The sequence below is a fragment of the Bacillus sp. IBL03825 genome, assembly GCF_024712505.1.
Lineage (GTDB): Bacteria > Bacillota > Bacilli > Bacillales > Bacillaceae_G > Bacillus_A > Bacillus_A wiedmannii.
Window position 1 is genome coordinate 384,912 of sequence record NZ_JAMXKE010000001.1, and the last position, 13,747, is coordinate 398,658.

Consider the following 13,747-nt stretch of genomic DNA (forward strand, 5'->3'; position numbering starts at 1 on the left):
TGTGCTCTTTTTCATTTTGTAGGAATAAAGAAAACAGATATAGCTGCGAGAAGACCTGCGAATGAGAATAAGTAAAAATTCCATGCTAAGTCGTACTGCATTGTCATAATAATACCGACAAGAATAGGACCAGCAATTGCACCAACTCGGCCAAGTCCAAGTCCCCAGCCTAAGGAAGTAGCCCGGATATGGGATGGGAAGTATTGTGTTACATATGCATTTAATATTTGAGTAATGCCGACTGATCCAATTCCAGCAAGACCAATTAAAAGGTAGATGGTTGTAACAGATGGTTTAATTGTTAATAGTCCAATACATATAGCTGCCATAAGATAGGAGATGCTAATAACAATTTTAGCTCCTATACGATCCGCAATTGCTCCAGCAAATAATGCACCGATAGCGGCAGTAATATTTAGCATAAGTAGAAATGATAAACTAGATCCAAGAGGGTATCCTGCTTGGCGCATCATCTGCGGTAACCAAGTATTTAAACCATATATTAAAAACATTCCCATTATATAAGTGATCCAAAAAAGCAGCGTTGCTTTTATGTATTCTTTTGAGAATAAAGTAAGAAATCCATTTTTCTTTCGTATATTAGATGAGGTTTGATGAGTTTCATCGTTTTCATGGAATTCAATTTGAAAACGATGAAGGATTTTTTCTACTTCTTCTTGGCGATTACGTGATAATAAAAATTGAATGGATTCAGGTAAATAACGAATGATGAAAGGAATGAGGAGCAGTGGAATCATTCCGATGCCAAACATAGTTCTCCATCCGAAATCTTCTAACAGGAACATAGACAAAATAGCGCCTAACACGATACCTAAAGGATAGCCAGTAAACATAAGAGCATAAATAAAAGATTGCCGCTTTTTTGGTGAATATTCAACGGTAAGTGCTGAAGCTGTTGGAATAACACCGCCTAATCCGATTCCTCCAATAAATCGAGATAAACCAAATAATTCAGGAGAAGGAGCAAGTGCAGCTAGACCCATTGTGATAGAAAAAAGTGCTAAACAGCATATAAGCGTCCATTTTCGCCCAATTAGATCTGTAATGGTTCCAACTAGAATAGCGCCAATAAACATCCCAAATAAAGCATAGCTAGCAATTGTACCAGCGTGTGCTGGTGAAAGTGCCCAGCTTTTGTCTTCTAGGAGCTTTGGCAGAACGGCCCCGTAAATACCTAAATCATATCCATCAGCTAGAATAGCTAGCCAACAAATAAAAACAACAAGTTTTGTAATAGAGCTCGAAAAGATAGTTTCTGTAGATTCTAGATGAGGTGGAGCTGAAGGTTGCATAATATTCACTCCTTTTAATTTGTAGATGAATATATTATTTTATTTTATGTTAATATTTTCCTTCTTGTATCGGGATTTATCTGAAAATGTTTTATAACAAATAAAGAAGTTCAACAGGAAACCTGTTGAACTTCTTTATTTGTTTACTCATTATCAACTCGTTTTAACGGTTGATCTGCTGGACCTTCCATAACATCTCCCTCAATTGAAAAGCGTGAACCGTGGCAAGGACAGTCCCAAGTACAATCACCATTATTCCATTCAACTTCGCAGCCGAGATGTGTACAAGTTGTATCGACAATATGTAATTTTCCATCTTTGTCTTTATAAGCACCTGCTCGTTTTCCGTTAACATGTACGACAGATCCTTCACCAACTTCGAGATCTTCTGGCTTACGTAATGTGGTTTCAATCTTTCCTTCAATTAAATGTTTCGCAACATCAATGTTCTGGGAGAGGAATGTTTTTATATCTGGATTTGCATGGAAGCGTGATGGTGCATACAGTTCCTTATAGGGATTGTGGACTTTTAGAATGGAGTCCTTCAGTAAATGAGCGGCAGCAGTTCCAGTTGTCATTCCCCATTTACGATATCCAGTTGCAACAAATATATTTGGATTTCTTTCGTTAATATGTCCGATATAAGGAAGCTTATCTAGCGTGATTAAATCTTGTGCTGACCATCTATAGGGAACTTCATCTACTCCAAACGTTGCTTCCGCAAAAGAATACAGTGCTTCATAATGAAGCATTGTGTTTATTCCTTGTCCTGTTTTATGACTTTCTCCGCCAATTAAAATTAATTTTTCTCCATTGTTTGTTGTATAGCGCAAGGAACGTTTTGGGTCATCAATACTTAAATACATGCCACCTGGATAATCCGTTTTTGCTTTGATTGCAAGAGCATAAGAGCGTTCGGCATACATTCGCGTAAAGAAAAAGCTATTCGCATCATAGAAAGGAAAATGTGAACAAGAGACAACATATTTGCAAGTGATGCGATGTCCGCCCTTTGTAATGACTTGTGGATAATCACCCTTTTCCACATCAATAGCTGTTGTTTGTTCATAAACTTTTCCGCCCATCTCCACAAACTTTTCTAAAAGTGTTTTCAAATAAAGGAGGGGATGGAATTGTGCTTGGTTTTTCATGACAAGTGCAGATTGTACTGGGATCGGAATTGATAGAAATTGAACATAGTCACAAGGTATATTTAATTTTTGATAGGCTTCATATTCTTTCGATAAACTTCTTAATCCATTATCAGTAGTTGTATATAAATATGAATCTTCATTTGAGAAATTACAGTCGATTTTATATGTTTGCACCGTCTCATTTATGAATTGTAGAGCATGATTATTTGATTCATAGTAAAGCCTCGCTTTTTCCACACCGAAATGATTTATTAATTCATCATAAATAAGATCGTGTTGTGCTGTTACCTTTGCTGTTGTATGCCCAGTCGTTCCATTTAAAATAAGCCCAGAATCAATTAAAACAACGTTCATACCTTCTTTTGCAAGTAAATAGGCAGTCGTAATGCCTGTAATACCAGCTCCGATAACAGCAACTTCTGTCTTTGTATCTTCAGATAAAGGGGGAAAAGCAGGGACCTGAGTAGATTCAATCCAATAAGATAATGGGAATTGTGGAAATGTATCGCTTGTCATTATAAAACCTCCCGATTTTAGAACAATTTTCCTTTTAATATTTCCATATGATATGAAATTCATGTGCGCTGTTTTAGAAAGAGTCTATTTTTATTAAAAGAGAGATATAATTATTTTAATATAATTATTTGGTGTTGTCGGTATGAAGAGGTATGAGTTGTGTAAAGCTAGATTCAGGTGAGTTTATTTGTTGTTTATAACGAGAGTTCTTGAATAAAATAGAGTTTGTAGGATGGAATTGTATGTATATAAATAAGGAGCGAAACCTTATAAAATATATGTTTATTCTTTAGTGAAATAAAGTATAATTATAAAAATATAACCAACTTTTATTACTAGGTCATAAAAGTTGTTGACAATATAGAAATTCTATTGATATGATTCATCATGTGGAAAGGTTGATAGAGAGTAAAAAGAGAAATGTTTTTCATTGATAATAAAAGCGAAAAATAAGTGACGATAGAGTGAGTATATTTTCCTTATAATAGATGCTTTTTTAATCACCTAGTAAAATCAATCTGGAAGCAAGAATTGATATATGTAAGTTGCGCAAGGCGCGGCATAAGAAAGGGGCAAAAGGATGAAGGAGCTTCATACGTTTGGGTGGTATGCAGCACGTGTATCACCACATTTGCCGAAAAAAGCATTTAAACCAGTTCCTACTCGTTTATTTGGTGGACTGGCTTATTTGCTTGTGGCATTGGCGGGGTTAATATCGATTGGTGTATTTGAATTGAATGTGTGGGCGAATCTAGGAATTGCGATTGTTCTTGGATTATGTTTTGCTTCACTTGGATTTTTAGGACATGAAATTTTACATGGAACAGTGGTAAGAAAAGCATGGCTTCGTGATTTTTTAGGCGCGATAGCATTTATGCCATTATCAACTGGCCCGAAGCTTTGGAGAAAGTGGCATAATGCAACGCATCATGTTCATACACAACATGAAGAGAATGACCCAGATGCATGGCCTACACTGGAGAAACTGAAAAAGAGTAAGTTTTTGAGGTGGGTATATCGCATGCCTCTTCATGTTCGTTCATTCTTTAGTTTTCTGTCACTAACCATTCAATTTACGTTACATTCGACTCGAATGTTCTTTCATTTTATAAAGGAATTTAAGTCATCCAATCAAAAATCTGTATGGCTTCAACTTCTTTTGCCTTGGACTGTTTGGATTAGTTTATTGTTTATTATGGGACCTGGAAAATGGTTATTTGCATATGTAATTCCATTGTTAATTGCTAACTTTATTGTAATGGCATATATCGCAACAAATCATCGCTTAAATCCAATTGTTCCAGTAAATGATCCGTTAGCGAACTGTTTATCAGTAACAGTGCCGCGCTGGGTAGACGTTTTACATTTCAATTTCTCATATCATACAGAACACCATTTGTTCCCTGCTATGAGCTCTAAATACTATCCGTTAGTAAAAGAGAAAATTAAAGAAATGTGGCCGGAACGCTATCATGAGATGCCAATGACAAAAGCTTTGGCAGCGCTATGGAATACACCACGTGTGTATTATCAAGGAAGTGAATTAGTGGATCCGCATAGAGAGCATTTCTATGGTTCTTTAGGAAATGGACTAGATCCTCATAATATTTCATATCGTGAGGAACATATAGAGGAAGAAGAGAGTATTAAAAAAGTAAATCAGTAAAAATTGATATATTTTGCAGTGAAAAAGCAAGCCATTTCAGGCTTGCTTTTTTTTATAAAGAGACTTCTTTTTTATTCTTTTTACTAAATTGAACTGAATTTGTTTCTTTTCGTTGTAGGCGTTTTTCTAAAAGATTAACAAAATAAGTAAATACAAGAACAAGTACGAGGTAATATAAACCAACGATTATGTATGTATCTAACTGTTGGAAGTTACTTGCAGCAATTGATAAACCTGATCCCCATAATTCGGACAATCCTACATATGCAACGAGAGAAGAGTCCTTTAATCCAATAATAAACTGATTTCCTAAAGGAGGAAGAGATTGACGAAATGCTTGTGGTAATACAATACGGCGCATAGCTAAAGGATAAGGCATGCCTAAAGAACGAGCAGCTTCCAATTGTCCACGGTCGACAGATTGAATGGATCCGCGGAAAATTTCAGTAATATATGCACCGTTATGGATTGCTAAAGCAATTGCTCCTGCCCAAAAAGGAGTGAAGACAATAATCGATGTAATACCGAAATAGAGAATGGCAATTTGAACAATTAAAGGTGTACCACGAATAATGGCGATATATACATGAGCAATACTATTTAAAATCTTATTGTTAGAGATTCGAAAAAAAGCGAATAGTAATCCAATTAGTGAACCAATTAATAGGGATGTTAGTGTTAATTGTAATGTGACAATAGTAGCCTTTAAGAGTGTGGGATAAGTAGACATAAAAATTTCAAACATATGTGTCACCTCATATTGTATGGATTTTGGTAGGGAATGAAATACCCCACATAAAAAGTGGGGCATAATGTCTGAAACATTTGACTAGCTAATTTACTTCGTTTTTTCCTCTTCACCGAGAATATTACGTCCAAACCATTTTTTACTGATCTTTTCATACGTACCATCTTTAATGATTTCATCTAAAGCTTTATTTACTTTCTCAACCATTTCTTTATCATCTTTACGAATAGCAATTCCCATTTCATCAAGATTTAATGGTTTTCCAGCTTCTTTTATATTTGATTTACCTTCTTTGATCATGCGTAAACCAACCATTTGATCAGTGATTACTGCATCAATACGTCCAGGTTCTAAGTCCATAAGTGCAGTAATATCGCTATCATATTCTGTGATTTGATTTGTATGTTTTGCAACAAGGTCTTTAAAGGTACTAGCTTTTACAACACCAATTTTCTTACCTTTCAAATCTTCTGGAGAAGAGATAGATGTATTCTTTTTAGCAACAAAAATTTGGGCACCAGAACGATAATAAGGATTGGAGAAACTAACGGCTTTTAAGCGTTCTTCTGTAATTGCCATACTGCCCAATATAGCATCATATTTTTTCGATTGTAGACCTTGAATTAGCGTTTCCCACGGATTTGTAATAGGAGTGGGTTTCATATTCATTTTTTTCGCAAGTGCCTCACCAATTTCCACATCAAAACCGGCAAGCTTTCCGTCATTTTCTTTATAGTTAAAAGGTTTATATAAGCCACTCATCGCATAACGAAATTCTTTTTCACCATTTGAAGTAGTAGCACTTTCCTTACTACAGGCTCCTAGTATGAAGGATGTACATAATGTAATACTCGCAACAATGGTTAATAGTTTTCTTTTCATAAAACCCCTCCTATATATTGATCATACGGATGGTTTTAAGTATGTTACTGAGATATTTTATTTGGACAATTAGTTGTGCACCGTATGAATGTATTTCTTTTCATTTGAAACAGAAGTTACATTATAAAACGTTGCGTAAAAATTGCTTTGCTCGTTCATGTGATGGAGCTGAAAAGAATTGTGCTGGCGGAGCGTCCTCTACAATCTTTCCATCATCCATAAATATGACGCGATCTGCTACATCTCTTGCGAAATTCATTTCATGAGTAACAATAACCATGGTCATTCCTTCTTCAGCAAGTTCTTTCATAACTTGCAATACTTCTCCAACAAGTTCAGGGTCTAAGGCTGAGGTAGGTTCATCAAATAGCATAATTTTAGGATTCATAGCAAGAGCTCGTGCAATGGCAATACGCTGCTTTTGACCACCTGACAGGAGGTGGGGAGTTACATCTGCTTTATCTTGTAGACCGACTTTTTGCAAAAGCTGATTTCCAATTTCCTTTGCATTTGTTGTTTCTAATTTTTTTACATGGATAGGTGCTTCTATGATGTTTTCTAGCGAGGTCATATGGGGAAAGAGGTTAAAGTGCTGAAAAACCATTCCGACATTTTCACGGACTTTGTTTAAATTTGAATGCTGTGGATCAATTCGTTCACCTTGTAAGTGAATTTCACCTTCATCATACATTTCTAAAAAGTTAAGACAGCGAAGTAATGTACTTTTACCGGAACCACTGGCACCAATTAAAACAACAACCTCTTTTTCTTTTACTTGTAAATCAATTCCTTTTAAAACATCAAGCGAGCCGAATGATTTTACTAGATTTCGAACCTGAATCATACAAAACCCCCAGTCAAAAATATATTTTACAAATGTTTCCCCTTATTTCTGTTATTAGCCACAAATTGTCAGAATCCTTCATTTTTTTCGTGGGATTTGATATTCAAGGAAATAATAAATTTTAAAAATCCCTATATCCTTCTATAATGAAAATATGGATAATAATATATAGGTAGTATTTATATTGCTTATAAAAAGGGGGAAAGAAAAAATGGAAAAAGAAAGGAAGACATTTTCCTTTGGCTTACGTATGCAGCTTATGCTATTCACTACAATTTTAGCTTTTATTACATATTCGACAAGTTTAATTTTTATTTACGTTATATATGATTATTTTCAAGATTATGTAAGTCAAACCGTTTATAATATCATTGTTATGCTATTAGGCGTAGTATGGTCTGGAATATTAGCGTATGGAGCAGCCATATTTCTAATTAAACCGCTTCGAAAGTTAGAGGAGGCGGCAAGGAAAGCGGCTGAGGGTGATATTCGTGAAGATGTTCCATTACCGAAGGCAGATGATGAAATTAAATCTTTAAGTGTCGCATTTAATATGATGTTAGGAAACTTAAGGGGCATGGTAAAAAATATTGATACAACATTTTCGTATACAAACAATCAAGTACAGCAAATTAGAAGGCAAACAGGGGAAGCAACAAAGCAAGCACGAGGTGTGTCTGAAACTCTTACAGAGATTTCTTCTGGCGCTGAGCAATCAGCTGCTTCCATTCAGGCGATTGTTTCTGCTGTTGATACAACAACTTCTATTGCGAGTGAAGTAGAAGAAAAAGCAAAACAGTCTGACGAGTTGTCTTTAGAAATGGTTCAAGCTTTAGGGCAAAGTACACGAGTCTTTACTTCTTTAATTCAAGGTATTCAAGCATTGGCAAAAGAAAATGAAAATTCGATGCAAAATGTACAGAAATTAGAAGAACGAATGAAACAAGTAGAACATATTGTTTCTGTTGTGAGTGAGATTGCTAGTCAAACGAATTTGTTAGCACTAAATGCTTCTATTGAGGCGGCTCGTGCTGGAGAGCATGGAAGGGGCTTTGCAGTTGTTGCGGAGGAAGTACGGAAACTTGCTGATGAAAGTGATCATTCTGCAAGAAACATATCGCAGTTATTACGAAATATGCAAGATGAAGTACAACAAGTTGCAATGAAAATGACAGAACAAGTGACAATAGCTAAAGAAGAGGCACAACGTGGGGAAGCTACGGAATTAATTTTAAAAGAAATGTCATCAAGTGTTATGGAAGTAGCCGATGCAACGAAGCAAATTAGTGGCTATATGAACGAACAAGTGAGGCACATTCATCAAACAGGAGCACAAACAAAGGCTGTAGCAGCAATTGCTGAAGAAACATCAGCTGGTTCACAAGAAGTAGCACGTGTGACGTTGCAACAATCTAAAAATATGGTAGTAATCGATCAATTGTTAAAGGATTTAGAGAAGCAAGCAGCAGACTTGAAACAAACAATTGAACGATTTTCAATGTAAAAAGGAAGAACAGTATTCTGTTCTTCCTTTTTTACGTATGAAAAGGAGGGATACTTTGTTGAAAACGAAAAACATTGCAAGGATCATATATGGTTTTCACTTTACGCAATCTTTGAAAGTTAGAACCATAATAACTAGTTTGCCAATTTATAATATCGATATCGGGCCAATTGACATAGTCACCTAGTGTATAAGGATCTAAGCTTTCTCGTAAATCTTTAACCCAGCGTATATTGCGATTTTCTTCATCATCGCATTTCCAAGAGGTAATGTATTCTTGTGCAATAATTGCTTTACGATGGAAATAAGCTGTTTCAGTAGGGGTAATATTTTCAACAGCACCTACGAGCGATTGGTGCCAAATACTTGCATCTTTATTTGGTGCATGAGAAAGAAAATATTTCATGATTTGAAGGCCTTTAAGAGGGATAGGTTCATATACGTAGGAACCGGAGCGCTTAAAGTTTTCAGGGATATTCCCACTGTTAAAAAATTCAACAGCTTTTATATAAGGAACTTCATCTATAAAGAGAGAGGGGGTACCAGTTTCAAGAAGAGGAGATAATAAGGAATGGAGTTCAGAGGGAGAGCCAACAAATTCACCTTTTACTTCAATTTTATTTCGTTGCTTTGCGAATAATTCAATTGATGAAGTGAGACGTTTGTCTATATAAGGCGCCCAGTTTTGCCACGCTTGAAATGCAGCGATAAACTCTTCCCATTCCCATGTAATTGAGAAGATTGATACATTTTTTATAGGATGCATTCGAAAAGTTAAAGAAGTAACAATTCCGAAGTTTCCACCACCACCACCGCGGCACGCCCAAAACAAGTTATGGTTTTCATGTTCGTTTGCGCGAATGATTTTTGCTCCGAATTTACCGCATGCTTGTACCATTTCGACTTCTACTAATTGATCACATGTTAATCCAAATAAGCGTGAAAGCATACCGATGCCACCGCCAAGTGTTAATCCAACAATTCCAACGCTTGCGCTTGTACCAGCCGGTATTGTCACACCATAATTCCAAAGCTCTTTATAAACAGTGCCAAGGTTTGCACCAGCTTCAATTGTTGCTGTTAATTTATCTGTATTAACAGTAATGCGATGCATTTCACTCACATCAATAATAAGTCCTCTATTTAGAAGAGAAAAATTTTCATAGCTATGACGTCCGCTTCTTAAGCGAAATGGTATATGACGTTCACGTGCCCATTTTAAGGCGTTACACACATCATTTTTATTTTGGCAAAAAACAATAATACAAGGGAGTTTTGGAATACTTAAATTTAAATTCATTCGGGCTACGTCATAGTCAGGATCTGAAGGAACAACGATACGACCTGTTAATTTTGTTTGTTTCAATTGATCACTCCTTTCTAAAATAAGCAGTTCTTTTTATTAATATATGAAAATCGTATGTAACCTGTGTGGACAAGAATAGGTGAGGAATGAGATTTGCCTTTGTGAGAAATAAATAAAGCATAAGAATGAGGAATCTACATAGAGTTCAATGAAAACAGTTGCAAACTATTCATATTTTGTTATGATAGTGTTACGAAAACGTTTGCATAAAATTTCCGATGGGATGCAAAAGGAGAGAAGGACTATGAATAAGACATGGTGGAAAGAAGCAGTTGCTTATCAAATTTATCCACGTAGCTTTATGGATTCAAATGGTGATGGTATTGGAGATTTACAAGGTATTATTGCGAAACTGGATTATTTAAAAGATTTAGGTATAGATGTAATTTGGATTTGTCCAATGTATAAGTCACCTAATGATGATAATGGTTATGATATTAGTGATTATCAAGATATCATGGATGAGTTTGGTACGATGGAAGACTTTGATGCGTTACTAGATGAAGTTCATAAGCGTGATATGAAGCTTATTATTGATTTAGTTATTAATCATACAAGTGATGAACATCCATGGTTTATTGAGTCTCGTTCATCTAAAGACAATCCGAAGCGTGATTGGTATATTTGGCACGATGGTAAAGATGGTGCGGAACCAAACAACTGGGAAAGTATTTTTAATGGGTCGGCATGGGAATATGATGAAGTAACAGGACAATATTATTTACACTTATTCTCACGTAAACAACCAGATTTAAACTGGGAGAATAAAGAAGTTCGCGAAGTTTTATACGATACAGTTAATTGGTGGCTTGATAAAGGAATTGATGGTTTCCGAGTGGATGCGATTAGCCATATTAAAAAAGAAGATGGCTTCAAAGATATGCCAAATCCAAAAGAATTAAAGTATGTACCATCTTTTGATAAACATATGAATGTGGATGGTATTCAGCCTTTATTAGAAGAGTTAAAAGAGAATACGTTTTCTAAGTACGATATTATGACTGTTGGTGAAGCGAATGGCGTTAAGATTGAAGATGCTGAGCTTTGGGTTGGAGAAGAGCAAGGCAAGTTCAATATGGTATTCCAATTTGAACATTTAAGTTTATGGGATGCAGAAAAGAAGAAAGATCTTGATGTTGTAGGGCTGAAAAAGGTATTAACGAAATGGCAAAAAGGGTTAGAAAATAAAGGATGGAATGCTTTATATATTGAGAATCACGATAAGCCACGTATCGTTTCAACTTGGGGAGATGATAAACAATATTGGCGTGAAAGTGCAACAGCTCTTGGAGCAATGTACTTCTTTATGCACGGTACACCGTTTATTTATCAAGGACAAGAAATTGGGATGACGAACGTTCAATTATTAAATATTGAAGATTATGATGATGTAGCAATTAAAAATTTATATCGAGAGAAAATTGCAGAGGGCGTACCACATCAAGATATGATGGAAATTATATGGGCTTCTTGCCGCGATAATTCTCGTACACCTATGCAGTGGAACGATGAGATGAATGCTGGCTTTACAGCAGGTGCGCCTTGGTTTAGTATGAATCCAAACTACAAAGAAATTAATGTTGAAAAGCAAAAGAATGAAGAAAACTCTATTTTCAATTTCTATAAGAAAATGATTGCCTTGAAAAAAGAGCACGATGTACTGAATTACGGTACGTACGATTTACTTCTAGAAGACGATCCGCAAATTTATGCATATACACGTACATTAAACGATGAAAAAGTCGTTGTAATTAGCAATATCTCAAAAGAGGAAGCTGTGTATAATGAGGGTTCATTCGCACTAGAACGCAAACGTTTGCTTTTAAATAACTATAAAGTTGCGGAAAATGAACAAGTAACTTCAATCACGTTAAAGCCTTATGAAACAAGGGTTTATCGTATTTCATAATAAAAAAGGATGCTCTTAGAGCATCTTTTTTTATGAAAAAAAATAAATTTCTATTGCAAAGTGAAAACGCTTTTATTAAAATAGATTTATGAAAACGGTTGCGTAAAGATAAAAATAAAGTAACATAAGGAATCGTTTTCATAAGAGAAACAGAAATTATAATTTAAATCATTATGTTGTTATAAATAAAGGGGAGGAAGAACAGATGAAAATTACGTCTTTTGATTTTTGGCAAAAGTTCGGAAAAGCATTATTAGTTGTTGTAGCTGTAATGCCAGCAGCTGGTTTAATGATTTCTATCGGTAAGTTAATTGGGATGTCTGCTGGGGATATTAACGCAGTTCATACAATCGCTCGCGTAATGGAAGACATAGGTTGGGCAATTATTACAAATCTACACATCTTATTTGCAGTAGCAATTGGGGGATCTTGGGCGAAGGATCGCGCAGGTGGTGCATTTGCAGCGCTATTAGCATTCGTCTTAACAAACAGAATTACAGGAGCTATATTTGGCGTAAACGCTGAAATGTTAGCGGATTCAAAAGCGAAAGTTTCTTCAGTATTAGCAGGAGATTTAGTTGTAAAAGATTACTTTACTTCTGTACTTGGTGCACCAGCATTAAACATGGGAGTTTTCGTAGGGATTATCACAGGTTTCTTAGGAGCTACTTTATATAACAAATATTATAACTATAATAAACTGCCACAGGCATTAGCATTCTTTAACGGAAAACGATTTGTACCATTCGTTGTAATTGTTTGGTCTACAGTCACTGCAATTGTATTATCACTTTTATGGCCGTTCATCCAAAGTGGATTAAATGAATTCGGTCGCTGGATTGCAGCATCTAAAGATAGTGCACCAGTTGTTGCACCGTTTGTATATGGAACGTTAGAGCGTTTACTATTACCATTCGGTTTACATCATATGTTAACGATTCCGATGAACTACACAGAGCTAGGCGGAACATATACGATGTTAACTGGCTCAAAAGTTGGACAAATTGTAGCAGGACAAGATCCATTATGGCTTGCATGGATTACAGACTTAAATAATTTACTAGCAAATGGAGATACGAAAGCATATAACGATTTATTAAATAACGTTGTACCAGCTCGTTTCAAAGCTGGACAAGTTATTGGTTCAACAGCAGCGTTAATGGGTATTGCTTTCGCGATGTTCCGTAATGTTGATAAAGAAAAACGTGCAAAGTATAAACCAATGTTCTTATCGGCTGCATTAGCAGTATTCTTAACAGGTGTAACAGAACCAATTGAATTCATGTTCATGTTTATTGCTCCAGTATTATATGTTGTATATGCAATTACAACAGGACTTGCATTCGCATTAGCAGATTTAATTAACTTACGTGTTCACGCATTTGGATTTATTGAATTAATTACTCGTACACCGATGATGGTTAATGCAGGACTAACTAGAGATTTAATCAATTTCGTTATCGTTTCATTAGTATTCTTTGGTCTGAACTTTACATTATTCAATTTCTTAATTAAAAAATTCAATTTACCAACACCAGGACGTGCAGGTAACTATATTGATAATGAAGATGAGTCATCAGAAGGAACAGGAAATGTACAGGATGGTTCATTAGCAACAAAAGTTATTGATTTATTAGGTGGTAAAGAAAATATTGCTGACGTAGATGCTTGTATGACGCGTTTACGTGTAACAGTAAAAGATTTAGATGTTGTTGCACCAGAAGCACAGTGGAAACAAAATGGTGCTTTAGGACTTATCGTAAAAGATAAAGGTGTACAAGCAGTATATGGTCCGAAAGCTGACGTATTAAAGTCAGACATTCAAGATATGTTAGGTGCGTAATA

9 protein-coding genes and 2 pseudogenes are annotated in these 13,747 nt (G+C 35.5%); 5 read left to right on the forward strand and 6 right to left on the reverse strand.

Translation table 11 applies throughout. The features are described 5' to 3' along the window. Positions 1–11: 11 nt before the first annotated feature. Positions 12–1,313 (reverse strand): MFS transporter, encoded by a 1,302-nt coding sequence (locus tag NHG49_RS02055; protein ID WP_088046917.1) that lies wholly within the window; start codon positions 1,311–1,313, stop codon positions 12–14. A gap of 143 nt (positions 1,314–1,456) precedes the next feature. Beyond that, a complete protein-coding gene (locus NHG49_RS02060) occupies positions 1,457–2,983 on the reverse strand; it encodes an FAD-dependent oxidoreductase (RefSeq protein ID WP_258125476.1) in 1,527 nt (508 codons plus the stop codon). Positions 2,984–3,563: 580 nt separating this feature from the next. Here NHG49_RS02060 and desB point away from each other — a divergent pair. Continuing rightward, complete coding sequence (gene desB / locus NHG49_RS02065; protein ID WP_064477210.1) at positions 3,564–4,649, forward strand: Delta(10) desaturase DesB; 1,086 nt, start codon at positions 3,564–3,566, stop codon at positions 4,647–4,649. Positions 4,650–4,701: 52 nt separating this feature from the next. On the opposite strand, the gene NHG49_RS02070 is transcribed toward desB, so the two are convergent. The 3 genes from NHG49_RS02070 to NHG49_RS02080 all read right to left on the reverse strand — a co-directional run bounded on the left by NHG49_RS02070 (position 4,702) and on the right by NHG49_RS02080 (position 7,123). Beyond that, a complete protein-coding gene (locus NHG49_RS02070) occupies positions 4,702–5,394 on the reverse strand; it encodes an amino acid ABC transporter permease (RefSeq protein WP_064477211.1) in 693 nt (230 codons plus the stop codon). Positions 5,395–5,487: 93 nt separating this feature from the next. Next, positions 5,488–6,279, reverse strand: a complete 792-nt coding sequence (locus NHG49_RS02075; RefSeq protein WP_064477212.1) for an ABC transporter substrate-binding protein — start codon at positions 6,277–6,279, stop codon at positions 5,488–5,490. Positions 6,280–6,400: 121 nt separating this feature from the next. Continuing rightward, positions 6,401–7,123: an amino acid ABC transporter ATP-binding protein gene (locus NHG49_RS02080; RefSeq protein ID WP_064477213.1), complete on the reverse strand. Its 723-nt coding sequence runs from the start codon at positions 7,121–7,123 to the stop codon at positions 6,401–6,403. A gap of 376 nt (positions 7,124–7,499) precedes the next feature. Here NHG49_RS02080 and NHG49_RS31870 point away from each other — a divergent pair. Next, positions 7,500–7,685: pseudogene (locus NHG49_RS31870) on the forward strand (HAMP domain-containing protein); the annotation flags it as partial. Between the two features lie 369 nt (positions 7,686–8,054). Further along, positions 8,055–8,627 (forward strand): annotated as a pseudogene (locus tag NHG49_RS31875) (methyl-accepting chemotaxis protein); the annotation flags it as partial. 31 nt (positions 8,628–8,658) lie between these two features. Here the strand turns inward: NHG49_RS31875 and NHG49_RS02090 are convergent. Continuing rightward, positions 8,659–9,993: an FAD-binding oxidoreductase gene (locus tag NHG49_RS02090; protein ID WP_064477215.1), complete on the reverse strand. Its 1,335-nt coding sequence runs from the start codon at positions 9,991–9,993 to the stop codon at positions 8,659–8,661. A gap of 244 nt (positions 9,994–10,237) precedes the next feature. Between NHG49_RS02090 and NHG49_RS02095 the strand changes: the two genes are divergently transcribed. Together NHG49_RS02095 and NHG49_RS02100 are read left to right on the forward strand one after the other, a co-directional pair. Then, positions 10,238–11,902, forward strand: a complete 1,665-nt coding sequence (locus tag NHG49_RS02095; RefSeq protein WP_141537826.1) for a glycoside hydrolase family 13 protein — start codon at positions 10,238–10,240, stop codon at positions 11,900–11,902. Positions 11,903–12,107: 205 nt separating this feature from the next. Further along, positions 12,108–13,745, forward strand: a complete 1,638-nt coding sequence (locus NHG49_RS02100) for a PTS transporter subunit IIBC (RefSeq protein WP_064477217.1) — start codon at positions 12,108–12,110, stop codon at positions 13,743–13,745. Positions 13,746–13,747: the final 2 nt, after the last annotated feature.